The organism is Kribbella antiqua, assembly GCF_004345665.1.
Classification (GTDB): Bacteria; Actinomycetota; Actinomycetes; order Propionibacteriales; family Kribbellaceae; genus Kribbella; species Kribbella antiqua.
Map to the genome: position 1 here is coordinate 265,682 of NZ_SLWR01000004.1, position 23,074 is coordinate 288,755.

General features: G+C 67.3%; 24 protein-coding genes and 2 tRNA genes. 13 read left to right on the top strand and 13 right to left on the bottom strand.

Annotated elements, in window-relative coordinates; genetic code table 11:
• Nucleotides 1–18: 18 nt before the first annotated feature.
• The gene (locus EV646_RS13805) at nt 19–489 is read right to left on the bottom strand and encodes a GNAT family N-acetyltransferase (RefSeq protein WP_132148365.1); all 471 of its coding nucleotides are present in this window, start codon (nt 487–489) and stop codon (nt 19–21) included.
• Nucleotides 490–509: 20 nt separating this feature from the next.
• A complete protein-coding gene (locus EV646_RS13810) occupies nt 510–1,898 on the bottom strand; it encodes a UTP--glucose-1-phosphate uridylyltransferase (protein WP_132148366.1) in 1,389 nt (462 codons plus the stop codon).
• 65 nt (nt 1,899–1,963) lie between these two features.
• Between EV646_RS13810 and EV646_RS13815 the strand changes: the two genes are divergently transcribed.
• Complete coding sequence (locus EV646_RS13815) at nt 1,964–2,530, top strand: 5-formyltetrahydrofolate cyclo-ligase (protein WP_132148368.1); 567 nt, start codon at nt 1,964–1,966, stop codon at nt 2,528–2,530.
• Nucleotides 2,531–2,734: 204 nt separating this feature from the next.
• Here EV646_RS13815 and EV646_RS13825 read toward each other — a convergent pair whose 3' ends face one another.
• Nucleotides 2,735–5,275 (bottom strand): penicillin acylase family protein, encoded by a 2,541-nt coding sequence (locus EV646_RS13825; RefSeq protein WP_132148370.1) that lies wholly within the window; start codon nt 5,273–5,275, stop codon nt 2,735–2,737.
• 211 nt (nt 5,276–5,486) lie between these two features.
• On the opposite strand from EV646_RS13825, the gene EV646_RS13830 reads away from it, so the two are divergent.
• The 3 genes from EV646_RS13830 (at nt 5,487) to mscL (ending at nt 7,013) form a co-directional block, all read left to right on the top strand.
• Nucleotides 5,487–5,813, top strand: a complete 327-nt coding sequence (locus EV646_RS13830) for an FmdB family zinc ribbon protein (RefSeq protein WP_132148372.1) — start codon at nt 5,487–5,489, stop codon at nt 5,811–5,813.
• A gap of 66 nt (nt 5,814–5,879) precedes the next feature.
• On the top strand, nt 5,880–6,497 hold the full coding sequence (locus tag EV646_RS13835; protein WP_241995912.1) for a CpaB family protein: 618 nt from the start codon (nt 5,880–5,882) through the stop codon (nt 6,495–6,497).
• A 120-nt stretch (nt 6,498–6,617) separates the two neighbouring features.
• A complete protein-coding gene (gene mscL / locus EV646_RS13840) occupies nt 6,618–7,013 on the top strand; it encodes a large conductance mechanosensitive channel protein MscL (RefSeq protein ID WP_132148374.1) in 396 nt (131 codons plus the stop codon).
• Nucleotides 7,014–7,076: 63 nt separating this feature from the next.
• Here mscL and EV646_RS13845 read toward each other — a convergent pair whose 3' ends face one another.
• The 3 genes from EV646_RS13845 to EV646_RS39285 are packed head-to-tail and all read right to left on the bottom strand — an operon-like array spanning nt 7,077 to nt 8,342.
• The gene (locus tag EV646_RS13845) at nt 7,077–7,556 is read right to left on the bottom strand and encodes a GNAT family N-acetyltransferase (RefSeq protein WP_132148376.1); all 480 of its coding nucleotides are present in this window, start codon (nt 7,554–7,556) and stop codon (nt 7,077–7,079) included.
• 22 nt (nt 7,557–7,578) lie between these two features.
• Nucleotides 7,579–8,205, bottom strand: coding sequence for an alpha/beta fold hydrolase (locus EV646_RS13850; RefSeq protein WP_132148378.1), 627 nt, complete (start codon nt 8,203–8,205; stop codon nt 7,579–7,581).
• The gene (locus tag EV646_RS39285; RefSeq protein ID WP_199236964.1) at nt 8,202–8,342 is read right to left on the bottom strand and encodes a hypothetical protein; all 141 of its coding nucleotides are present in this window, start codon (nt 8,340–8,342) and stop codon (nt 8,202–8,204) included. Before EV646_RS39285 ends, EV646_RS13850 begins: the two co-directional genes overlap by 4 nt.
• Before the next feature lie 369 nt (nt 8,343–8,711).
• Here EV646_RS39285 and EV646_RS13855 point away from each other — a divergent pair, with 369 nt between their 5' ends.
• The 8 genes from EV646_RS13855 to EV646_RS40950 all read left to right on the top strand — a co-directional run bounded on the left by EV646_RS13855 (nt 8,712) and on the right by EV646_RS40950 (nt 14,300).
• Nucleotides 8,712–9,317 carry a hypothetical protein gene (locus EV646_RS13855; RefSeq protein WP_241995914.1) on the top strand — a complete coding sequence of 202 codons (606 nt, stop codon included), beginning with the start codon at nt 8,712–8,714 and terminating at the stop codon, nt 9,315–9,317.
• 152 nt (nt 9,318–9,469) lie between these two features.
• Nucleotides 9,470–10,798 (top strand): alpha/beta hydrolase, encoded by a 1,329-nt coding sequence (locus EV646_RS13860; RefSeq protein WP_132148380.1) that lies wholly within the window; start codon nt 9,470–9,472, stop codon nt 10,796–10,798.
• A gap of 109 nt (nt 10,799–10,907) precedes the next feature.
• Complete coding sequence (locus EV646_RS13865; RefSeq protein WP_132148382.1) at nt 10,908–11,390, top strand: SigE family RNA polymerase sigma factor; 483 nt, start codon at nt 10,908–10,910, stop codon at nt 11,388–11,390.
• Between the two features lie 9 nt (nt 11,391–11,399).
• Nucleotides 11,400–12,005 carry an META domain-containing protein gene (locus EV646_RS13870; protein ID WP_132148384.1) on the top strand — a complete coding sequence of 202 codons (606 nt, stop codon included), beginning with the start codon at nt 11,400–11,402 and terminating at the stop codon, nt 12,003–12,005.
• Between the two features lie 93 nt (nt 12,006–12,098).
• Nucleotides 12,099–13,451 carry a S1 family peptidase gene (locus EV646_RS13875; protein WP_241995916.1) on the top strand — a complete coding sequence of 451 codons (1,353 nt, stop codon included), beginning with the start codon at nt 12,099–12,101 and terminating at the stop codon, nt 13,449–13,451.
• Nucleotides 13,452–13,473: 22 nt separating this feature from the next.
• Nucleotides 13,474–13,546, top strand: a tRNA-Arg gene (locus EV646_RS13880).
• A 122-nt stretch (nt 13,547–13,668) separates the two neighbouring features.
• Complete coding sequence (locus tag EV646_RS13885; protein ID WP_132148386.1) at nt 13,669–13,866, top strand: hypothetical protein; 198 nt, start codon at nt 13,669–13,671, stop codon at nt 13,864–13,866.
• A 41-nt stretch (nt 13,867–13,907) separates the two neighbouring features.
• Nucleotides 13,908–14,300 carry a GntR family transcriptional regulator gene (locus EV646_RS40950; RefSeq protein ID WP_132148388.1) on the top strand — a complete coding sequence of 131 codons (393 nt, stop codon included), beginning with the start codon at nt 13,908–13,910 and terminating at the stop codon, nt 14,298–14,300.
• A 582-nt stretch (nt 14,301–14,882) separates the two neighbouring features.
• Here the strand turns inward: EV646_RS40950 and EV646_RS13895 are convergent.
• The 4 genes from EV646_RS13895 to EV646_RS13910 form a co-directional block, all read right to left on the bottom strand.
• Nucleotides 14,883–14,944, bottom strand: a tRNA-Arg gene (locus tag EV646_RS13895).
• A gap of 212 nt (nt 14,945–15,156) precedes the next feature.
• Complete coding sequence (locus EV646_RS13900) at nt 15,157–15,726, bottom strand: integrase core domain-containing protein (protein ID WP_199236965.1); 570 nt, start codon at nt 15,724–15,726, stop codon at nt 15,157–15,159.
• A 20-nt stretch (nt 15,727–15,746) separates the two neighbouring features.
• Entirely contained in the window at nt 15,747–17,024 is a 1,278-nt protein-coding gene (locus tag EV646_RS13905; RefSeq protein ID WP_132148390.1) for an adenylate/guanylate cyclase domain-containing protein, read from the bottom strand.
• A gap of 486 nt (nt 17,025–17,510) precedes the next feature.
• On the bottom strand, nt 17,511–17,891 hold the full coding sequence (locus EV646_RS13910; RefSeq protein WP_132148392.1) for a RidA family protein: 381 nt from the start codon (nt 17,889–17,891) through the stop codon (nt 17,511–17,513).
• A gap of 1,001 nt (nt 17,892–18,892) precedes the next feature.
• Here EV646_RS13910 and EV646_RS13915 point away from each other — a divergent pair.
• Nucleotides 18,893–19,186 (top strand): SRPBCC family protein, encoded by a 294-nt coding sequence (locus EV646_RS13915; protein ID WP_132148394.1) that lies wholly within the window; start codon nt 18,893–18,895, stop codon nt 19,184–19,186.
• 66 nt (nt 19,187–19,252) lie between these two features.
• Here the strand turns inward: EV646_RS13915 and EV646_RS13920 are convergent, their stop codons facing one another.
• The 3 genes from EV646_RS13920 to EV646_RS13930 form a co-directional block, all read right to left on the bottom strand.
• Nucleotides 19,253–20,629, bottom strand: coding sequence for an NAD(P)/FAD-dependent oxidoreductase (locus tag EV646_RS13920; RefSeq protein WP_158290964.1), 1,377 nt, complete (start codon nt 20,627–20,629; stop codon nt 19,253–19,255).
• A gap of 1 nt (nt 20,630) precedes the next feature.
• Nucleotides 20,631–21,518 (bottom strand): hypothetical protein, encoded by an 888-nt coding sequence (locus tag EV646_RS13925; RefSeq protein WP_132148398.1) that lies wholly within the window; start codon nt 21,516–21,518, stop codon nt 20,631–20,633.
• Nucleotides 21,519–21,584: 66 nt separating this feature from the next.
• A complete protein-coding gene (locus tag EV646_RS13930; RefSeq protein ID WP_132148400.1) occupies nt 21,585–23,045 on the bottom strand; it encodes an aldehyde dehydrogenase family protein in 1,461 nt (486 codons plus the stop codon).
• Between the last annotated feature and the right edge of the window lie 29 nt (nt 23,046–23,074).

Consider the following 23,074-nt stretch of genomic DNA (forward strand, 5'->3'; position numbering starts at 1 on the left):
GCGCGCGAGCAAGGGCGGCTAGGTGAGGGCCTCTGGGTGGTTGCCCCAGGTGAGGCGGATGTCGGGTGCTCCCTCCTCGTTGGCGGTGCCGGACGTACGGCGTACCTCGGTGAAGCCGTGGTGGAGGTAGAAGGCCTGGGCCCGGACGTTCGACTGGAAGGTCCAGAGAGCGAGGCCGCCGGGGCGGAGGTCCTTGGCGAGGTCGACGAGGGTCGAGCCGACGCCCTGGCCGTGGAAGTCCGGGTCGACGTACAGCTGATCGAGGTCGTCACCGTCGAGCGTGAGTACGGCGACGATCCGGTCGTCGTCGAGCGCGACCCAGGTCTGCGCATCCGGCAGCAGCACCTCGGCGAACCAGGTCGCGACCTCAGCGAAGGTGTGGATCGCCGGCGGCAGCAGCGCACCGTCGGCGTGCCGCGCCTTCCACCAGACCCGCGCCGCCTCGTCGGTGTCGTACGGCTCCATCGGCCGGATCAGCAAGTCGTCCATGCAATCCCCCCAGAAAGACGCTAACCGCCGAGCTCAGCCCCGTCGGGGACCTCGTGCCGCTCACCCTCCGGCGCCTCGACCTCGACGTCCCCGACCACCACCACGTCCTTGCCGAAGGCAACATCACCGCGCACCTCGAGCCGGTCCGCCCGGACCAGCGACGGCGCCCCGCCCGGGAACCGCGCCTCGAAGTCGGCCAGGATCCTGAAGTACGCCGGGTCCAGGTCGACGTATGGCTCGTCGCCCTGGTGCGTGGTGGTCAGGTCGCCGGCGTCGTTCAGCTGGTATACGTCCGAGCGCAGCACCAGCAGGTCGTTGGTCGTCTTCACCGGCTTGAACCGGCTGCGGTCCACCAGCACCGCCTGCGACCCCTCGAACGTCTCGATCGCCGTACCCATCCCAGTCTCCAGCTGGATCACCTTCGGCGAGCTGGAGTCGGCCGGGTCGACGGTCTTGCGGTTCACGATGATCGGCAGCCCGAGGATCCCGTCGTGCCCGTCCATCAGCTCGGCCAGCCGGACCAGGTCGATCCACAGGTTGTTGGTGTTGAAGGTCTTGTGCCGGGTGATGTCCTGGAAGTGCTTGCTGTCCTCGTCCGCGACCTGCGCGCTGTCCCGCAGGATCAGCCGGCCGTCGGACTTCCGCACCGCCACGTGCCCGCCCTTGCGGTCGGACCGGGTCCGCCGGCAGACCTCCATCCCGAACGGTACGTCGTGCTCCGCCATCCAGGCGGCGATCCGCGGATCCGGCGTCGCGCCGAGGTTGTCCGCGTTGGAGATGAACGCATGCCGGAAACCGCGTTCCCGCAGCGCGTCGAGCGTGCCGGAGGCAACCAGCGCGGTGAACAGGTCGCCGTGCCCCGGCGGGCACCAGGCCAGCTCCGGATCCGGCGGCCACTCGGCCGGCGTCAGGTCGTCGGCCAGCAGCTTCGGCTCCATGTTCTGCAGGAAGTCGAGCGGCAGACCGTCCACCGGGAGGTCCGGATACCCGCTCAGGATCTCGAGCGACTCCTCCCTGGTGCGGAAGGAGTTCATCAGCACTAGCGGCAGCGATACGTCGTACTGCCGGCGAGTGCTGAGAATCTGGCGGGCGATGATGTCGAGGAAGCTCAGGCCGTCCTTGACCGGCAGGGCGGACTTCGGGCCGGTCACGCCCATCGACGTACCCAGGCCGCCGTTCAGCTTGATCACCACGGTCTCGGCCAACGCGGCGCGCAGCGCGGCCGGATCGGTCGGCAGGTGGTCAAGGTGTGGCAGGTCGCCCACCGGCTCGATGTCGTCCTCGCGGATCGTGCCCTGCTGGCCCGACTCGAGCAGCCGGTAGTAGTGCGTGAAGACACGGATCGCGACGTCGGCAGCGCCGGCCGCGCGCATCTTCTCCTGCGCTTGTCGAAGCCCTTCCTCACTCATGCGCCAACCCTAGGGGACAGGTGGTAGCTCAGGTGTTAACCAGGTCACGCCTCTACGATCAGGGTGTGTTCCCGTCGAAGGCCGCGGCCCGGCGCTACCTGCTCAGTGCCCGTACGGCGCACCCGTATGCCGAGGACCTGCTGGCAACCGCTCAGACGCAACCCAGGGTGCTGGCGGCCCGGCGGATCGCGCTGTTCGTGTCGAAGGGCCTGGAGCCGAAGACCGGCTCGCTGATCGACTGGCTGCTGGCCAGGGGCTGTGAGGTGCTGCTGCCGATCCTGTACGCCGACAACGACCTCGGCTGGGGAGTAGCGCCAGGAGCGGCCGACCTGGTGCCCGGTCGGCTAGGGCTGTCCGAACCGCCCGTCGACCTGGGTCCTGACGCCATAGCCACCGCCGACCTGGTCATCTGCCCGGCGGTAGCGGTCTCCCGTGACGGTGTACGCCTCGGACGCGGTGGCGGCTCGTACGACCGCGCACTGGCCCGAGTGAAGCCCGGTACGCCGATCTGGGCCGCGGTGTACGACGACGAAGTGGTGGATGCTCTCCCGGCCGACGACCACGACCATCCGGTCGACGCGGCGCTCACCCCAAATCAGTTAATCGTGCTGAGAAAATCGCTGGATGAGTGAGAACGCTGGAACCGCTCCGGGACCTCACGGCCACCGGGACGCGGCAATAGCACGAGCTGGACGTGACAGCGTGACTGGCAGAGCAGGGCAAGCCAGTAGTCCCGCCAAGCCCGCTGGTGCCGCGCAGGCCGGTGCAGCGGGACGGCTTCTCCATGACGTTCTGGCAGTTCAGTGGCGCAGTGCTGTCTTTGCGGGCGGACTGAGCTAACCCTCAGGTTTGGCCGTGAAGGTCAGTGAGTGCTCGCGGGTGGCCTCGACGGCGCCCTTTGTGTAGGCCCACTGCAGCGTCTGGCCCTTCACCCACAGGTCGGTTTGGTCGGTGTAGTTCGACGTGAACGTATGCCCGGACACACCGGTCAGGTTGATCCAGCGGGACTTGTCGAAGTCGGACATGTCGACGACCATCCGCATCGACGGCGTAGCGGTCACGGCGTAGCCCTTGGACGCGTCCCAGGCGGTTGCGTTGACGATGGACGAGCCTCCGCCCAGCTCGTACGGGCCACGGTTGAACAGCTTCTCCACCACACCGATGCCCGACGTGCCCAGCGTCTGGTTGGTCAGCGTGAGCTTGTGCAGCTTGCCCCACTGCCAGTTGGCCGGGTCGCGCGCCATCTTCTGGGTGATCTCCTGCCGCGCGTCGATCATCGCCTCGCGCAGGATGTCGTCGCGGCTCTCCCGCTGCCCCGTACCGGTGTTGTCCCACCAGATGCTGTTCGGCTCGGCGAGCAGGTTGTGCATCACCTCGATCCACCGTGACCCACCGTCCGGCCAGGTGCCCTCGGGCATCTGGTCGTGGAAGGTGAGAGCGAGCAGGTTGCGCCAGACGACATTGAAGTACGCCGCCGGAGCGGAGTCGGCCGGCTGGGTGAAGTCCCAGTTCCGCAGTGTGTCCTGGCCCTGCTTGTCGAAGTCGTCCTCGATGCCGATCCGGAGCAGGTACGGCACCAGCATCTCCGCCGCCCGGTTCTTGGTGTCCAACTGGATCGAGGCCATCGCGTTGGCGTCCAGCTTCCCGGCGGACTTGATCCGGTCCAGGATCTCCTGGGAGCGGTAGCCGTAGTCCCAGTCGTTGGTCAGGTAGTAGGGGTACGTCCGCGGCACCACGGCTTGGTTCGCGGTCACGATGATCCCGTCCGGCGGGTCGTACTCGCTCGGTAACGAGTCGAACGGGATGTAGCCGGTCCAGTGGTACCGCGGGTCCCAGCCCGGCACCGGCCAGTCGCCCTTGCCGGTCTTCCGGATCGGGATCAGCCCGGGTGCCTGGTAACCGATGTGGCCGTCGGTGTCGGCGTACACGAGGTTCTGCGAGGGGACCTGGAACTGCTTCGCGGCAGCGCGGAAGGCGGTCCAGTCCTGGGCCCGGTTGATCGCGAACAGGGCGTCGGCGGTGCGGCCCGGGTTGAGCGCGGTCCACTGGATCGCGATGCCGTACGCCCGTGGGGACTTGGCCCGTTTGGCGGCGATCTCACCGGCGTCGCGCTCGTCCTCGCCGACGTCGGAGATGAGCGGTCCGTGCCGGGTCTCCCGGACGGTGATCTTCTCCGGCTCGTCCTGGCCGGCGATCTTGAACGTCTCCTCGCGCGTCGCCATCTCGGTCCACTTGCCGGCGTAGAGGACCTTGTCGCCGTTGACGCGCTCGAGGTACAGGTCGGTGACGTCCGGGTCGAGGTTGGTGAAACCCCAGGAGACCTTGTTGTTGTGGCCGATCACCACACCAGGCAGCCCGGCGAAGCTGAAGCCGGAGACGTCGTACGGGCACTTCTTGCTGAAGGTGTTGCAGTGCAGGCCGACCTGGGTCCAGACGCCCGGCATGGTCGCGCCGAGGTGTGGGTCGTTCGCGAGCATCGGCTTGCCGGTGGTGGTGTGCTCGCCGGACACGACCCACGAGTTCGAGCCGACGCCGTCGCCGCGGCCGAGCAGCTGGGGCAGGCCCTTCGCCACCTTGTCGACGGTGTCGAGTGACTTCAGCAGGTCCTTCGTGAGCATGCCGCGACGGGCTTCGCTCGCGACCGACGAGGTGGTGAACTTGCCGTCGCTGCTGACCGTGCCGCTGGACAGGATCGACGCGTTCCGGTCGTACGGGTACGGCGGGTAGAGGCTGTCGATGCGGCTGGCGGGCATCGTCGCCAGCAGCTTGGTGCGGGCGAGTTCCTCGTCCATGTTGCCGCCGAGGTCCCACGCCATCGCCTTCAGCCAGGCCAGCGAGTCGGCCGCGGTCCACGGCTCCGGACGGTAGCTCCGGCCGCCGGGCTGCAGCGACAGTACGGCGTACTCCAGGCTGAGGCCGGACCCGCTATGCGTCTCCAGGTACGCGTTCACGCCGCGGGCGTAGTCGTCGAGGTACTGGCGGGTGGAGGGGTTCAGCAGCCCCAGTTCCTTCTCCGCGACCCGGCGCCAGCCAAGCGTACGGACGAACTTGTCCGTCTCCAGCGCGTCCTTGCCGAACAGCTCCGACAGCCGGCCGGCGGTGACGTGCCGGCGGAAATCCATTTCGAAGAACCGGTCCTGCGCGGCCACGTAGCCCTGCGCGGCGAACAGATCGGCCGGGCTGTCGCCGTAGATCTGCGGAATGCCGTTCGCGTCGCGGACCACCTCGACATCGGCGTCGAGGCCGGTCAGCTCGATCGTTCCGTCGTACGTCGGGAAGGAATGGCGGACAACAAAGACAACCGTCCCCGCCACCACCAGGAGGACCGTGGCGAGGGCGATTCCGCTGATGATGACGACTCGAAGCAGGCGACGCACGCACCAACCGTAGAGAATGCCGCCGCCCGCCCCAAATGGGGTCCCTCACAACTTTGCGTAGCTCTGCGCTCGCTGGACATGAACGCAGAGTTGGGGTATCCCGCGCGCTCAGCGACCGGCTCGCGGGACCGACTTGGAATATTTCGGGTCGCTGGCGCATTATTAGCAGTCGAGTGGTAGGAGTGCCAGCGGCCTGAAGGGAACCCAAACCGTGCCGACGTATCAGTACCAGTGCACCGACTGCGGCGAGGCCCTCGAGGTGCGGCAGAGCTTCACCGACGACGCTCTGACCGTCTGCCCTGCCTGTCAGGGCACTCTGCGCAAGGTCTTCAACGCTGTCGGTGTCGTCTTCAAGGGCTCCGGCTTCTACCGGAACGACAGCCGCTCCACCGGCAAGAGCTCGGTCAGCGCCAAGTCGGACTCGCCGTCGACCTCCGGCTCCTCGGACTCCTCCTCAAGCAGCGGTTCGACCACGACGTCTTCGTCGTCGGCCACCAGCTCGTCCTCCTCGTCGTCGACGAGCACCAGCGCAGCCTGACCCCCTCTGCGTTCCCCTGTGGATAACTGAGGGGTGGGTGCCGGAGAAACTCGTACTTTCTCTGGCATGAAGACTCCCTTTCCTTTCCGTGAGCTGTTGCGGTTCGCCCGGTGGCATCGTCGGCTGTTGGCCGGGCTTGCCGCCGCGGCAGCCGTGTACCTCGGGCTCGTCGCCCTGTCCCCTCCTCCGCCGCCGACAGTCGCCGTACTGGCCGCGGCGCGCGATCTCGCCGGCGGAGCTGTGCCCGCTGACTCCGACCTGCGCACACTCGACCTGCCCAGCGGGCTCGTCCCCGACGGTGCCCTCAAACCGGGCGCCGACCTGAAGGCGCGCGTCCTGAGTGGGCCGGTCCGATCCGGCGAGCCACTCACCGACGCGCGTTTCCTTGCCCCACCGTCGGTGCCCGCCGGCTCGGTCGCCTACCCGCTCCGGATCGACGACGCCGAGATCAGCGCCCTCCTCCGCGTCGGCGACCGCATCAACCTGTACGCCGGTTCGAGCACCCCAGCCGATTCCGGGACCCTCCTCGCCTCAGCAGTCCGCGTGGTCGCTCTACCAGCCTCACGTACGACGACCTCCGGCGCGCTCATCGTGGTCGCCACCAGCCCCGAGACCGCGAGCCGCCTCGCCCAGGCCACGACCAACTCGAGAATCACCGTCGCCCTGACACCGGACACCAGCTGAGGTGATCACTTATCGGACAGGTGCAGACACGTTGCGTCGTATCCGGCGTGCTCTCTCGCCCTGGCAGGCTCGCGGTCCTAACTTGTCGGGGTACTGCACACCGCTTCGTGGAGGCACCACATGCTCAAGGGCTTCAAGGAATTCGTCATGCGCGGCAACGTCGTCGACCTCGCCGTCGCGGTCGTCATCGGCGCCGCGTTCGGGCGGATCGTCACCGCGCTCGTCGAAAACCTGATCAACCCGCTGATCGCGGCGATCTTCGGCAAGGCGGACATCAGCAAGGTCCTCACGTTCGAGATCAACAACGCGCAGTTCTCGGTCGGCGCCGTCCTGCAGGCGGCACTCAACTTCCTGTTCGTCGCCGCCGCTGTCTACTTCTTCATCGTGCTGCCGCTCAACAAGCTCGCCGAGCGCCGCGCCCGCGGCCAGGAGCCCGAGCCCGACCCGCTGACCACCGACCAGCAACTCCTCACCGAGATCCGCGACTCCCTGCGCGCCCGCACTACAGCGGAGTAGGTAGGCGCACCCAACCTCTGTCCCTGAGCTCGCCAGGCGTCTACCTACTCTCCTGCTGACCTGCTATTCCCCCGCAAAACGCATCCACCGGTACGCCACCGGCTGCGCCGCGTTCCATTCATCCATCAACGCCTGCGGTACGTCGACGAACCCGACCCGCTGATACGTCCGGATCGCCACCGCGTTCTCGGGCCGCACCCGCAGAAACACCTCCGGATACCCGGCCGCCAACGCCGGCCCGAGCAACCCCCGCACCAACTCCAGCCCGATGCCTTTCCCCCGCACCCCCGGATCGACGATGATCCGGGCGAGCTCGGCCTCGTCCTCCTCATCGTCGAGCCACACCTCGCCGTACCCGACGGCCTGATCCCCGTCGAACAGCAAGTACGACCGAATGTCGTCGGCGACCTTTCGCCAACTTCCCGTCAGCTCCTCCGGAAAGGGGTACTCCACCCGCCCGCACAGCAAGGCGACCTCGTGCGCGTCCCGAGCCCAGCCCGCGACCAGAACGCCGTACCCGTCAGAGAACTCCCGAAGCTCCACCGCACATCCCCCTCTTGGCGCGTCACCCCTGCGCGAACTCCGCGATCGTCTTCACCAGTTGGTCCAGGTGCGGCGGGAACGTCGGCAAGGGCGGTTCCGGACAGCCGGCAAGCTCGCGGCTTCCTGGGATCAGCCCCAGCAGAGCGTCGACCGTCTTTCGTTGGTGGGACGGATTCTCCGGCACGGGTGGAAGCACCGCCACCGGGATTTCGCCCAGCCGCGCGAGCTCACCGTCCGTCACCCCACGCAGCGTCTCGCCCGCCAGCAGCCCGTCCGCGACGTCGGCCGAACATCCCCGCGCGAGCATCCCCTCCCGCGCTCGGGCATTCACCGCCGTATCCCCACCGGTCGCCGGCCAGGCCAGCACCAACCGCTCGACCTGGTCCGGGAAGCTCAACGCCAGAAGGGCAGCCGTCGTACATCCGTTGGACGCACCGACGATCATCAGCGGGTCGTGGGCATTCCCGAAGAGTTCGCCCAGTGCCGCCACCTCGACGTCCCACCCACTCGGCTGCTTCGGACGATCAGGCGCCAGTACGGTCAGTCCGTACGACGTGAGTCCGCCGGCGATCCCCGTCGTACACCAAAAGCGTTCCGCGTCCATGGCATCCCACAGCCCGCCGTGGACGAGAAGGACCGAAGGGCTCATCCGTGGTGGGGTGGGACCTCGCGGAGGATGCGATCGTCGTCATCGGCGTCGGAGTCGATCTCGCCCCAGCTCCGCGGATCGTCGTCGCGAGTCTGCTCGGGCAGGAGCGGCTCGTCGTCTTCGTACGGGCTCGTCATACCGCAAAGATAGCGCCGGACCTCAATCGACGCGCGGCTGTTCTCCGGTCTCCAACTCGCCCTGAACGACCGCGCCGCCCGGCTGGACCTACGGTGCGGTCGCGTCCGCCGTTCGGCGCGGAAGTCCTGGCGGAGACTCCGCACGGCTGCCCATCGTAAGCCGCAACGTCTGCGCCTCCGGGGCCGTCCTTCAAGAGAACAGGGGCCAACGGACGCGGCCCAACAGCGCGCGGACGTTACAGGTCTGCCTCGGTTGCCACACAATCCGCAGGCGTGACCGGAAAGACGCGTCGCCGTGATGGTTTGGCACCGCGTGCGTGACCCCTGTCGACCATCATTGAGCCCTTGCCAACCCGGAAGGACCGAGTCGTGAGTGCACTACGGACACGGGGCCTGATCGGTGCGACGTTCGTAGTGGCTGTGCTCGGAGCTACCGCCGCCTGCGGTAACGAGAACACCACGTCCCCGCCCGCCGCCCAGCCCACCGAAACGCCGACCACCCCCGGCACCCCTACCCCGTCGCCCACCCCCAGCGGCACCCCGAGCATGGACTGCCCAGACACGATCGCCGCGATCCGCGCCGCCACCGACAAGGTCGCGTGGGGCAAGGGCGCGGAGAAGTCACTATTCCAGCCAGTCAGCGTGACGATCTGCCAGTACGACGCGAAGGCGTCCGGGCAGGACTACGCGACCGTCACGACCAAGCGCAACGGCAAGCAGGCAACGGAACTGTTCGGGCTCGTAAACAGCCCGAAACCAGTCGCCAAGAAGCCGACCTACTGCACGCAGGAGCTCGGCCCCACGTACGTACTGCGGTTCACCGACAACGACCGCGGTGTGCTGTCCTACACGGTGGAAGCCTTCGGCTGCCGCCGTCTGGTCGCCACCTCGCTGGAGGGCCAGGGCAAGCCTGGCGTATTGCCGGCCCCACGCCAGGTCACAGCCGAGTTGATCAAGTCGCTCGGCCTGCGCTGACCCTGCACCGGACGCGCCCCCCGAAGCCGTCCGGACCGGGGTCAACCCGCGCCTGCCTTGCGGGTCCCTCCCTGGGGTCGACCCGCAAGGCAGGCAACGGCTCTTGCCACCGCACGGTCGAAGCTGCACGCTGAACGATCCGGGAGGTGTGCATGCGACTCATCGGCCTGCTGTGCGCGCTGCTCCTCGCCTGCGCCGACTGCTCGAGTCCCCGAGAATCCCCTGCCTGTGCAGGCGTTGCAGCCTTCACTTGTACGACGCTGCGCGTGCCGCTCGACCACCAACGACCGGACGGCCCGAGCCTCGAGCTGTCGGTCGCAGCTGCCGACAACGTCGACGCACCGCGTGGTGTGCTGCTGATGCTCACCGGCGGTCCCGGCCAACCAGGCGTGCCGTTGCTGGCGCGCGTACGCAACAACTTGGACGCTGACGTGCTCCGCGAGTACAGGCTGGTGATGTTCGACCAGCGCGGGACTGGCTCTCGTGGCATCAACTGTCCTGCCCTGCAAGCGGCTGTGGGCGGCTCGGACTACCTGACCCCACCGCCCGAAGCAGTCGACGAATGTGCTCAGCGCATCGGCCCCGGCCTCGGCTACTACGGCACGCCGGACACAGCCGAGGACATCGAGCTACTACGCCGGCACCTCGGCGTAGACCGCCTCACGCTGGACGGTACGTCCTACGGGAGCTTCACGGCAGCGCAATACGGGTTGAAGTACCCGGACCATGTGCAAGCGCTGGTGCTGGACTCCGTCGTTCCACACAAGGGCTTTGACCCGTTCGGCGTGGACCTGATGGCCGCGACAGGCGGAGTGCTCACAGCAGCCTGTCGCCAAGACCCTGCCTGTACGACGGACCCCGTGGCCGACCTGGCCTGGCTGGTTCGGCATGGCGAACTCGACGGCGCACCACTCAACGGCACCAGCCTGCTGGAGAGCCTGTCGGTCTCCAGCCTCAACTCCTTCAACCCTTCACTCAAAGGGATCCCAGCGATCCTGCACTCCGCACGAGACGGCGACTACACCGGCTTGAAGGAGCTCTTCCAACAGGTGAGCAGCAAGAGCGTGCCGTACGACGACCTGTCCGCCGGACTGCACCTGGCAACCCTGTGCTCAGACCTGCGCTTCCCCTGGTCATCGGGCTCGACCGACCGCCCTGCCGCCGTCGAGGCCGCCGTACGACGTCTGGATCCGCAGCAGCTCTACCCGTACGACAGACGCACGGCACGGAACCAGTTGGTGATCGAGGGGTGCATGCGCTGGCCGGCGAAGCGCGTGTCGACGTACCCGGCTGCGCAGGAGTTGCTGCCGCGGACTCTGATCCTGCACGGGAGCAACGACCTGTTCTGCCCGGTCGCGTGGGCAGAGTGGGAGAAGCAGCATGCGCGTGACGCCCGGCTGGTCGTCGTACCGGGGAGCGGCCACAGCGTGCAGCGCGATCCGCAGGGGCGGGCCGCCGTACGCGCGTTCCTGCTGGTCTAGTCCACCTGCGGTGGTGAAATGCAACTGTGTGCCGACCGTTGCAGCACTCTGAGCTACTCGGTGCGTCTAATAAGTGTGAGGTGTTGTACGCCCAGCCGGGGAGTGGCGAGTGGAGTTCGAGGAGTACGTGTCCGCACGCGGGCAGGATCTGGTGCGTCTCGGGTTCACCGTCTCCGGCGACTACCAGCGAGCGGAGGACCTGGCCCAGATCGCGCTGATGCAGGCGTTCCGGTCGTGGCGGAAGGTGCGGAAGGCGGACGACCCGCACCTCTACGTCCGGCGAATCCTGGTCAACGCCTACCTGTCGATGACGCGCCGGCGCTCGTTCACCGAGTCGCCGTCCGCGGAAATCGATCCACCGCACCCGGTGCCCGACCCCGCCACCGACATCGTGAACTCCGACGACCTCTGGCGAGCCCTCGCGGAGTTGTCAGCCAGAGAAAGGGTCGTGCTGGTGCTGCGTTACTACCAGGACCTGGACGACCGCACGATCGCCGACATGCTCGGCATCAAACCGTCTTCCGTGCGTTCCACCGCCAGCCGGGCGCTGGCCACGCTGAGGAAGGCCAGGCAGTCCCACCACGTTTCATGAGAGGTTGTCGTGAGCAACACCGATCTCGAGGATGACCTGCGGGGAACCTTCGACCGAGCCGCGGCTTCGGTGCCGATGGCAACTGACCTGACCGGGCGGGCGACGACAGACGCGCGCCGGGCCCAGCGTCGTACCTGGATGATCTCCGCAGCGGCCGCCGTCGCGGTCGCGTCCATCGCCGCCGCGACCTTCGGCCTCAGCGGCGGCCGGAGTACGCCCGTACAGCTACCGGTTGCCGGGGGCAACGCTCCGGCGTCCACTTCCGCGGTCGAGACCGAGCCATCGGTGGAGACCGTGTCCGGGACGTGGCGGCCGGTGCAGATGGCCGGGCTCAAGGCGCTGAGCGCGGAGCGGCCGGAGGACCCGGTGCTCGTGTTCCGCCCGGACGGGACGTGGACGGGTTCGGACGGCTGCAACGGGCTGCAGGGCACTTACAACATCGGCCAGCGCGGCGAATTCACCGCGAAGGCGGGGATGCAGCGGCTGATCGGGTGCGACAACGTGCCGCACACCGGCGTTCTGCAGTCCGCCAAGCGGATCGCCGTGGACGCGTCGACGCTGGAGTTCTACGGCGCCGACGGGCGTGAACTTGCGAGATACGCTCGCGCACGGTAGTCAAATTTGCTTGCGGACGGTGATCGGCTATTGACTAAGCGGAGTCCCTGACCGGAGGATTTATCGAGGCCGTCCACCGATTGGGGAGCCACGTTGCGACTCTCAGCTACCGTCCCGCTGCTCGCTCTCGGCTCCGTCTCACTCTTCGCAATCGGCCTCACGGCTGGTGCCACCGGCCCCGCGACCGGCGTCGCGGGTCCGTCGACCGGCGCCGCGGGTCCGTCGACCGGCGCCGCGGGTCCGTCGACCGGTGCCGCGGCCTGCTCACACGCGTCGCCGAGTGTGTCCTCGGTCGACTCGAAGCGGCTGTCGCAGCCGACCTCGGCGTCCGACCCGCGCCCTCTGGGCGAGTCCCTCGGCGAAGGCGTCAGCATCGCCGTACGGTCGCTCGAGCCGCTCGACGCCACCGGCCGGCCCACGTCCGGACTGCCTTACGGCCTGAGCCGCGGCGTGATCGGCGTGGTCGGCTCAGCGTCGTCTGGCTTCAAGGTCGTGGTCGACCAGTCGGTCCTGGACGAGAAGAAGTACCAGGCCGCAATGTCCCGCCACCTTCCCGCGGCCGGCAAGCAGATGGTCGGCCTCGAACGCAGCTGCCGCTCGGCCAAGTCCATCGCCGCAGCCTGGAACGCGGTCGGTGCCCGCTCCTGGTCGACCGATGCCGCGCGTACGACGTTCGCGGCCGACCTCGACCCGGTCAGTGAAGACATCGTCGTCGAGTACGACAAAGCCAGCACCTCCGCCGCGTCGCTGGAAGGGTTGCGCAAGCTCTCCGGCGTACACCTCGTGGCCGGCTCGCTGGAACGGACCTCCCGGCTGAGCGACACCCCGAAGGGCGGCCACTGGGGCGGAGCCCGGATCACCTCGACCCTCAAGAACTGCTCCGCCGGCTTCTCCGTCGTACGGCGATCCAACGGCCAACGCGGAGCAGTCACCGCCGGGCACTGCGGCGGCGTCGGCACGGTGTGGAAGTCGGGCAGCAACTACTACGGCACAACCTCGCTCCGCACCAACTACCCGGACTACGACCAGTCCCTGCTCACCGGCAGCGCCTACGGCCCGAAGATCTGGACCGACGGCCCCGGCGACGCCGCCAACACCCGCACCGTCACCGGCGGTGCAGACCCAGGCATCGGCACGGTCGTCTGCCAGTCCGGCAGCTTCAGTACGTCGCTCTGCGGCATCACCGTCCGCTCTACTTCGGCGAAGTACTGCGACACCGACGGCTGTACGACCTACGTCATCCGCGCCACCCGCGGCGGCCAGATCGCCATCGTCGGCGGCGACTCCGGCGGCCCGGTCTACACCCGCCCCAGCGGCTCCACCGCCACCATCCGCGGCATCACCTTCGCAGGCTCGGGCTGCGCCTCCTCCCGCTGCACCACCCTCTACGCCGAACGCTACGCCTCCATCTCCGGCCACCTAGGCGTCACCGCCCTAACCCAGTAACCGCTAAGCTGTCCCAAGTCGCGCCCCCGTAGCTCAGGGGATAGAGCGTCGGTTTCCTAAACCGTGCGTCGCAGGTTCGAATCCTGCCGGGGGCACACTGGGTGATGTCTCCGGACATCCCGGACAGGTGGACCCACGATTCGTGGGTTCACCTGTTTCTTTGTGGGGTGGGTCCGGGTGGCCGTCCGGTCAAGTCCATTGGCGTGGTGTGGCGGTCGTGTCGCGTGATCCGTTGGTTGGTCAGGCGCTTGAGCGCCTTGAGGTCGGTGTCGGGTGCCACCTCCTCGGTGGTGGAGGTGGTGTCGGTGATGGCGGTGAGGCGGGCCTTGGCGAGGACGTCGAGGCCCGACTCGCCCTCATCGAGACCACGCAGGAGACCACCACAGACACCGACATCCCGGCGCTCAGCGCCTGACCAACCAGAGGATCACGCGACACGACCGCTACACCACAGGGATGGACTTGACCAAAACTCGTCGCCGAACTATAGGCCGCGATCGTGGCCGGCCAGTATCCAGTGGTTCGGAACTTCCGTATGCGCGGGACCTGGCCGTTAGCCACAACGTGTCCGTGGGCACGGTCAGCCGGGCGATCGCCGAGTTGAAAGACCGTGGGCTAGTTGAGGCTAGGCAGTACCAACGGGCGCGAGTCATCAGCAGGGGCGCCGGGTGCCTCCTGACGCTCAACGCTTCGGAGGCGGTCCTGTCTCAAGATGGCGCCACCGCCTCCTCGTGTTGCCTGGCACCGCACCGCCTTGATGTCCGGCCCCGCACGGTTGCCACACACCCCTTGCACAGGTATCCGCCACCGCAGCGACTAGAACTAACTGTTTCCGGCGAGGGCAAATAGGCCAACTACCGAGCATGCAGCTCCACCGATGGCTACCTCGCCTGCCCAAGAAGCGCCGAAGAGCCAAGCGAAGAATGCAATTATAAGGAGCGCTGGTCCAACGACTACGCAAAGGGCGGCTGCAATCGTGGCAAGGATGCCCAGCAAAATGAGGCCGAGGATAGCGAGAAGGATTTTGCCGACGAGCCCAAGCCGATCGCCCGTGGTGTCCGTCCCGGTGGCCAGAATTACGTAATCCATTGTTCCCCCACACCCATGATGACGCGCTCCCCGCGCATTGACCCTCTGTCTGACTATCGCACCTCACGCCTGCCCGTTACAGCTCGTGGCAACGGTATCGACATCGATACGGGTAACGATTGAGTGCCGCGCGGGTTCAGTCACCTGTTTGCTTCGAGCAGCAACTGGCCGCCATCAAGGTCAGCGCTGTTCCTATGGTGTCGGCCGGTCAGAACGGCCTCTGGCGATATCGGAACGTCGCCAGACATCAGGCAGAAGCGAACTGACGCGGCCACGCAGCGCAACTGCCCCTCGATCTGGGCGGATCGACGGGCGTGGCATAAACAGGACCTATTTGAGTGCCCCCGGCAGGATCCGAACCTGCGGCACATGGTTTAGGAAACCACTGCTCTATCCCCAGAGCCTGCCAGCAGCTCAGCGTGGGAACACTGTGGGTACAAAGGGGTGTTGATTCGGGTCAACCGAAGTCAAGAACAACCGAACTATTGGTGCTTGCCTACGCCTGGAGGGGCGTATGCCGGTGGCGTGCGTCGGTTTCCTAAACCGTGCGTCGCAGGTTCGAATCCTGCCGGGGGCACCGTGTGATGTCTCAGGACATCGGCATAGCTCCGAACCCTCATTGGGTTCGGGGCTTCTTGCGTTTGGGGCCTGGTGGGAGGCCGCGGGGCTGGTAGTCCTTGGTGGGGTCGAGGGTGAGTTCGCGCAGGAGTTCGCCGGTGGCGGCGTTGATGATGGTGATTTGAAGGTCTTGGATCAGGAGCAGGACGCGGGTTCGGGCGTGGGTTCGCCCGATGCCGATGTGGTGGAGTTTGCCGCGCGGCGCAGGGTGACCGAGCCGGCGTCGTCGACGCGGTCGGTGCGGACCCGGTCGTGGGTGTCGGTGGTCCGGTTGGTGCTGCGGGCGGCTTTGGGGCGGGCAGTGTAGGTGGTGGCGGGGGGCTCGGTGCGGGAGTGACCGGTGCGGGCGGCGGTGGTTGTACTCGTCGACGAAGGCGTCGAGCAGCACCTGCAGCTCGGCGATGGTTGTCGGCTGGATCGGCTGAGCGCGCAGCCACTTCTCCATCGTCTGCTGGAACCGCTCCACCTTGCCGCCCGACAGCCGGGTCGTGTAGACCATGCCATTGTCGGTCAGCGTCGAGGCCGGGATCCCGTGCTGGGCAACGGTTTCACGGAAGCTCGCGACCACGATCGGGCCGTCAGCGGGCGCTAGGGCCGGTCGAGGAGGAAGGTCTGCATCGGGCCCTTTCCCTTGACCTCGATGGTGCCGCGTGGACGTACGGCGAACTCCGGGCCGAGGGCGGCGGCCACCCGTCCCGTGACCTGGATCTCGCCGGGTGGGCCGTGGGACTCCATCCGGCTCGCGGTGTTCACGGTGTCGCCCCAGAGGTCGTAGATGAACTTGCGCCGGCCGATCACGCCGGCCACCACCGGTCCCGAGTCGATTCCTATCCGGACCGCGAGCCAGTCCTGACCGGGCAGGGCTGCGATCCGGGCGACCTCGTCGCGCAGCGTGAGCGCGGTACGGGCGACCGCTGCGAGGTGGTCCGGCCGCGGCATCGGTAGGCCGCCGACCAGCATGTACGCGTCGCCGATCGTCTTGATCTTCTCGACCCCCTCGGCGTCAGCGATCCGGTCGAACGCGGAGAACACCTGGTCCAGCAGCTTCACGACGTCCTCCGCCGCCATCACCGCCGATCGCGCCGTGAAGCCGACGATGTCGGCGAAGAGCACGCTTACCGCCTCGTAATGTTCCGCGATCACCCCTGGCTCTGTCTTGAGGCGCTCGGCGATCGGCTCCGGCAGCACGTTGAGCAGGAGTCGCTCCGAACGCTCCCGCTCGGCCCGGAGGTCCCGATGGGCTCGCTCCCGCTGCTCCACGAAGTAGCTGAGCATCACGTACGCGCTCACCATGACGCCCGCGATGTTCAGCACCAGGAACGTGACCACGAAGCCGGGCGGCAGCGCCGACGGGGATTGTGCGAGTCGGGAATCGACCAGGGCGAGCGCGGCCAACTCGACGAAAAACGCCACCAGCCACGACACGGAGCGCTGGATACCGAGCAACGCGAGCGCCGCCAGTGGTGTGAACACCGCCCAGAGGATCATCGCGCTCGACGCCACGAATCCGCCGAGCGAGACCTGCAGCAAAGCTGGCAGCACCAGGAACGCCAGCAGTTGCGTGGTGCGGAACGTGGCGAAACGCCGTGTCCGGGCCAGGACGGCCAGCCCGATGACGGTGATCACCTGGTAGAAGCCTGGGATCGCCGCCGAGACCGGGTCGCCGTAGGCGAGGTACGTGGTCACCCAGATCGTGGAGATCGCCGTGATCAGCAGCGACGAGAAGATGAGCGTGCCCTGTCGGAGCCGCTCGTCGTGGGTGTCCTCCGGCCGAGCGCCGAGATCGGCCAGCCGCTCCAACCGGCGGACGACAGCCCGCCCCGGGCGACGCCCGCGGACGCCAGCCTGGAGCCAGGACCCGGTCACCTGAAGATCGTATGCGCGCCATCCCCTGGCGACATCCTCCGAACAGGCCCTTCGGCGCCGACACGAGCGCGGCGCGCCGCCCTTTCAGCGTTCGCTCGCTTTCTCCGACGCGGGGTCGTTGGCCTGGGTGACATGCTCCTGAGGTGACGGTGGCGCTGGGCCCGTGATGGCTGCAAAACCCAGGTCATCGCGGCGCGCGTGTATCGGTCCGCGGGCCAGCTCAATGCCGCCACTCAGCACTGCGGGGCGGCGGGGGAATCAATGGCCGGCGTGGGGCCACTCGTGCGGCCGAGTGGAGTCAAATAGCGTTGGCAGAGTGGTCAGACCGGGTCGAGACACGAACTCCCGGAGCCGGAAGTAGGCGCCTGTGGAAACGGCCGCTGGACTCATAATCCCTTGGCCGTGAGTTCGGCTTTCTTGTTGGTCGTGTCAACCAAACTTGGACTCGCCATGACGGCCTGCCTTGGCTGCAGCTGGCGAGCTGCGTTACCCGACGAAGGCGGTCATCCGGATCGAGACGAGCAGTCCGGGCAGTTCGACACCGAGCTTGGCGACGTAGCGAGTCGGCGGCTCGGACGGGAACCACCGCGCGTATTCCTCGTTCAGGCCGGCGAAGTCGGCGGAGTCTGTGAGCAGGACGCCCACCTCGATGACGTCGTCCAGGCTGGCGCCACCGGCCTGGAGGATCGCCTCGCAATTCGTCAGCGCCTGTCTCGTCTGAGCTTGGATCGTGTTTCCGGCGAGGCTGCCGGTGCTCGGGTCGATGCCGACGATGCCCGAGACGAGCACGTGAGGTCCGGCCTTGACTCCCTGGCTGAAGAGCGGCGAACTCGGCGCGTTCGCGGTCGTGATGATCTGCCGTGCCATGACGGTCCTCCCCTGTTTCTCCCGCAGTCCATGCGCCAGGACAGCATCGCAGGTTCGGCACTGCTCGGTGTGGCGATAGCAGCTTTGGCTCAGGTCATCACAGTCCGGTCGGTGCGCCGGTCGCAGCGTGAGCTGGCGAGCCATCGCGACGGACCTGGCCCCGCGCCGTGCCAGCTGAAGCGTGCGGTACGGCATCAAGGGGCGGCGATTGGCGGACGGTTGAGGCGGCCAGACACGGCGAAGGGTGGCACGAGCCGCCCAGGATTGCGGCAGTCGCTGAACAACTTAAGGCGCATCGGGGAGCGGCCGGAGTCGAGGCGGCGGAAGGGAAGGCGCGGCAAGCCAGCCTGACGGGCGATGCGATGGCGGCTGGCGATCCTTAAGGCAGCCACGGTCTTCCTCGCCTCAATGACGCCACCGCACCGTGGTCGTGATCACGCTGGCCGGGTCGGGTAGCACGTCCATCCCAGCTCAGCTCGAGTCGGAATCCTGGGCCTCTGTGGAATAGATTGTGGGACGAACTGGCGAGTAGCAGCGTTGCTGGAGTCGATTAGGTTCGGACTCAGGGCGGCTCCTGAGGCTCAGATCGCTCCTGTCGACGTGGCCCGGCGGCCTTCTAATCCGCCGCTCGTAACGTTCGGCTATCCCCATCCGATAAGCCGGCAAGGCGAAGTTCCGCGATCACGCGGGGTTATCGATGGCGAGTCGGCTGCGGCCTTGGCCGGACGCTTGGGGCGACCGTTTGAGGGCGTCGTGACAGCACGAACGCGTTTCGCCTAGAAATCGTCAGCAGGGCGAGCGGCCCGATCCGCGTTTCTGAGTCCGCAACAGTTGACCTTCCACGGCCTGCGCCGTTGGTCTGGGCGTTCATGAAGGATCCGGCGAGTTCGGTCGTGCTCTCGGACACCATAGTCCTCGGCGCCCACCTGCCTGGGACACCAGACGGGGTCGGCGAGATACAGGTGTTCGTGTACCAGGGCGACGACAGTCGACTCGGTAGCATGCTCGAAGTCGTGGCCATGGAGCCCGGTCGACGAGCAGTAACCCGCCAGCTCTCAGGCCCCTTTCCAGCTGGCGGTGAGCTGGTGATCTTGCCGAGCGGCCCAGAGGCGTGGCGGCTGACGCAGAGCTTCTGGTCACTTCTGCCCGCTGGAGTCGGCCGGCGCGACGCCAGGGCGGTCGAATCGGCGTACCGACAGAGCCTCCGCGACCTCGTTCGGCGCCTGAAGGAACGCGCCGCCGACGACCGCCTCTGGCCTGCATGCGCGTCGTCGTCCGACGTACAGGCCGGCTAGTTGCCACGGCCAAAGAGCGCAATCGCACCCAGCGGAATATAGCGTCTTGAACGGATCCCACGAGCCCTACGGGTCGGCTGTGCGGTCGGTCTCGCTGGCTGGCAGCCAGTCCAGCGCGGTCGGGCGGGGTGCGGGGGGTGGCAGCCCGCGAATAAGCGATCGGGCCATTGCCCAGAGGACGCCGGGGCTGATTAGTACGCGGCTCGTCGCCATTAGGTGGTACAGCCGGGAAAATGCGTCTCGGCATGCTGGGTCTCCGCCCACGGCGAGCTGAGTCATCCGGGTGGTCCACCTGGCGGTCAGGCGCTGTCGGCGGGTGGGCTTGGTGTCACTGCTTCGATATCGCAGGTCCTCCCCGGTGGCCACGGCCCATGGCAGATCAGTGACGTTGTGCAGGCGGTGCTGAATGCGCCGGGTGTCCGCCACGCTTAATGGCACGCCCGGTGACAGGAGCTCCCTCAGCAGCGCGGCCTCACAGGCGGCGACCGTGATGCCCTGGCCGTAGACCGGGTTGAACGCGCAGAGCGCATCACCGACCACCAGCAGGCCGGGCGGCCAGCTCCGGGCGTGGCCGTACGCATGCCGTCGGTTGCCTGTCTGGCGGTGAACGGCCACGTCGCCGATCGGTTCGAGGACCGCGGCGAGCTCTGCGACGGCCGGATCGCGCAACTCTCGGAGGTAGGTAGCGAGCTCCGCCGCATCACGCGGAGGCCGCTTGCTGCCATAGCCGACGGCGCCGACCAGCCACTCGTCGTTCTCCACCGGCAGCACCAGCGCGCCCATTTCGGTGTCCGGCGAGGCGGCAATGACGACGCCTGACCGGAGTGGCACGGGAGCGGGAGCCCGGTACCGGCGGGCGGCGTACCCAAGCTTGGCATCAACCATGGCCGGCTCGGGTACAGCCACCCCCAGTTCGCCCAGCCAGTGCCAGAGCCGCGAGCTCCGCCCGGACGCGTCGACGACCAGGTCGGCGACAGCCGCCGAACCGTCCGCGCACTGGATCTCCCACAGCTGACCCGCACGTACCAGGGACCGCACCCGTGCGCCCTGGCGGAGGTCGATGCGTTCGTCGGCCAGTACCCGGCGCCGGACCACCAGTTCCAGGAACGGTCGGGTCAGCGACACGATGTCGTACGCCGGCGGGTCCACCGGGAACCAGCCATAGGGGCTGAGCCAGGGCATCCGTCCGGTGTTGATCTTCACACCACCGACGTCCAGCAGGTCGCGTTCGACGCCGGGAAGCAGCGACTCCAACGCTCGCAACCCGCGGTGGAGGAGGACGTGCGGCTGCTGTCCCTGAGGTACGCCGGGGCGATGGTCCGGGGTGTCGCTCAGGCGGTCGCGCTCGAACACGGTGACCTGTGCGCCGGACTGCGCGGCCGCCGCGGCGCTCAGCAGCCCGGCGAAGCCGGCCCCGATAACAGCAACTGATCTGTGCAACATTTCATCCAGCTTCAGTAGAACTGACTGTTGATCTATGTGCGGTTCGAGTGGCCATAATCCACCCATAGACGCCCACCAGCAGGAAACTCAGCAGAAAGAGAACGAATACCCAAGCGGCAGGTCTGCCCCAGTCCACAGTGTCGGGATAGCGCATCAACGCCACCAATTCCAGTACTCCCAAAAGACCGTACGAATGAGTTGCCACCGCAACGCGGCCCCAGTCGTTCGCTCCCGCGGCATGAGCTGCAGCAAGCCCTAATCCCAGCAGCCAGGCGCCGATAGCCCGCGCGGTCAGGGGCGTAAGCATCCACGGCCACAACACCAATGTCGCCTCTGGGTCTACGAATAGACTCAACCCCAACGAGAGCATCACGACGGCATGGAGGCCAAGAACAGCCCTCAGCCAACGCGGCAAAGAGTTCCGTCGCGGCACCTCGACGCCGGCTGCCCGACGTTGAAGGACCAGCAAAATGCTCATCACGACAGGCACCACCGCGTAGACCGCGATCCACCCCCACGTAGCCACCTGGGTGGCTACGGCGAACTTCTCGCCCAGGTGGAAACGATCGAGGTGAAGGACCGTGGTCACCAAAGTCAACGCCGTGAATGTCAGTACGGCGGGCACCGCAATACGCGCTCGAGTCCACGTCCGCTGACGCGAGGCAAGTATTTCCATCACCGCACTGGCCCAGTAAGCCCCGCCGAGGGCCGCGGCCGTGAGCGGAGGATTAACGGTCCAGGCGAAATACCGAGCCGTGTGCTCGGTCAGAACAAAAAGCTGAATCCCCACCAGGAAGACCAGGATGCCGGCGACGACAAGCATCAACTTCATACCTGAGGTCAATGGGCGCGCATGTTCCTGCCCCCCGATCAACACCGATGCACCCATAAGGATCAACCTCACAGAGACACCTCATGCTACTCCCGTCGCCAGGAGGTCGAGCGCGACTGCGAGCTAGAACGGGTAGTGCGGGTGTTCGGTGGCGAGGGTTAGCCAGCGGGTGTTGGTGAAGGCTTCGATGCCCCAGCGGCCGCCGAAGCGGCCGTAGCCGGAGGACTTCACGCCGCCGAAGGGGGCCTGGGGTTCGTCGGCGACCGACTGATCGTTGATGTGGACGATGCCGGTGTGGATCCGGCGCGCGACGCTGAGGCCGTGGAGGGCGTTCTCGGTGATGATGCCGGCGGTGAGGCCGTTGTCGGTGTCATTGGCCAGCGCCACGGCCTCGTCGTCGGTGGCGAAGGTGTCGATCACGCACACCGGGCCGAAACCCTCGGCGTAGTACAGATCCGCGTCCTTGGGTACGTCGGTGAGCACGGTCGCCGGGTAGACAGCGCCGTCGGGTTCGCCTCCACCAGTGAGCAGGGTGGCGCCCTTCGAGACGGCGTCGGACACCAAGGCGGCGACGCGCTGAGCCGCAGTACTGCTGACCAACGGGCCGATCACGGTCGACGGCTCAGCCGGATCACCGGCTGACAATGCGGACACCTTGGCGGTGAACGCGCGAGTGAACTCCGCGGCCAGTGACTCGTGCACGAGCAGCCGGTCGGCCGACATGCAGATCTGCCCCGAGTTCATGAACGCACCGAACGTGGCCGCGGCGACCGCGTGATCCGCGTCCGCGTCGTCAAGGACGATGACCGCGTTCTTCCCGCCCAACTCGAGAAGAGCCGGCTTGAGGTGGGTGGCGGCGTGCGTACCGATCATGCGGCCGACGCCAGTGGATCCGGTGAAGTTCACCGCCCGTACGCGCGAGTCCGCGATCAACGCTTCGGCGATCGCGGCGGCGTCGGCCAGATCATTGGTGATGACGTTGAGTACGCCGTCCGGCAAGCCGGCCTCATCCAGGATGTCCGCGATCAACAGACCGCACGCGATCGGAGCTTGCTCACTCGGTTTGAGTACGACGGTATTGCCGGCGGCGAGCGCAGCCGCGACAGCGCGCACGCCGAGGATGATCGGAGCGTTCCAGGGCGCGAACGCGGCGACCACCCCAACTGGTTCGCGCACCGCCAGACCAAGGGTCCCTTGTTCCTGCGCCGCCAGCACCTCGCCACGAGCGGCTGTGATCGCCGCGGCGGCCTCGCGCAGCATGTTCGCGGCGAGCTGCACATTGAATCCGGCCCAGGGGCGGGTCCCGCCCACCTCGGCGGCCATCAGATCCGCGACCTGGTCCGCGCGACTCTCCAGCAGATCGGCTGCGCGCAGGAAGATCGCTCTGCGGGCAAACGGACTCGTCGCGGCCCACCCGTCGAAGGCGGCCGCGGCCGCATCGACAGCAAGCGTGACATCCTCCACGCCGGCCGCGGCCACCGTCGCGTATTCCTCGCCGGTGTACGGGTTGTGATCCGGCGTCGTCCGGCCGGAGATCGCAGGCGTGCTCTTGCCACCGATCAGCAGTTCACGAGCAACAGTCACGGGCGGTCCTCCTTGTTCGCTAGGCGAAC

Coding starts and splice junctions, on each gene's coding strand:
- EV646_RS13805 (WP_132148365.1), bottom strand. CDS start 489: ATGGACGACTTGCTGATCCGGCCGATGGAGCCGTACGACACCGACGAG.
- EV646_RS13810 (WP_132148366.1), bottom strand. CDS start 1,898: ATGAGTGAGGAAGGGCTTCGACAAGCGCAGGAGAAGATGCGCGCGGCC.
- EV646_RS13835 (WP_241995912.1), top strand. CDS start 5,880: ATGAAGACTCCCTTTCCTTTCCGTGAGCTGTTGCGGTTCGCCCGGTGG.
- mscL (WP_132148374.1), top strand. CDS start 6,618: ATGCTCAAGGGCTTCAAGGAATTCGTCATGCGCGGCAACGTCGTCGAC.
- EV646_RS13850 (WP_132148378.1), bottom strand. CDS start 8,205: ATGAGCCCTTCGGTCCTTCTCGTCCACGGCGGGCTGTGGGATGCCATG.
- EV646_RS39285 (WP_199236964.1), bottom strand. CDS start 8,342: ATGACGAGCCCGTACGAAGACGACGAGCCGCTCCTGCCCGAGCAGACT.
- EV646_RS13860 (WP_132148380.1), top strand. CDS start 9,470: ATGCGACTCATCGGCCTGCTGTGCGCGCTGCTCCTCGCCTGCGCCGAC.
- EV646_RS40950 (WP_132148388.1), top strand. CDS start 13,908: ATGGACTTGACCAAAACTCGTCGCCGAACTATAGGCCGCGATCGTGGC.
- EV646_RS13910 (WP_132148392.1), bottom strand. CDS start 17,891: ATGGCACGGCAGATCATCACGACCGCGAACGCGCCGAGTTCGCCGCTC.
- EV646_RS13915 (WP_132148394.1), top strand. CDS start 18,893: ATGCTCGAAGTCGTGGCCATGGAGCCCGGTCGACGAGCAGTAACCCGC.
- EV646_RS13920 (WP_158290964.1), bottom strand. CDS start 20,629: ATGTTGCACAGATCAGTTGCTGTTATCGGGGCCGGCTTCGCCGGGCTG.
- EV646_RS13925 (WP_132148398.1), bottom strand. CDS start 21,518: ATGGGTGCATCGGTGTTGATCGGGGGGCAGGAACATGCGCGCCCATTG.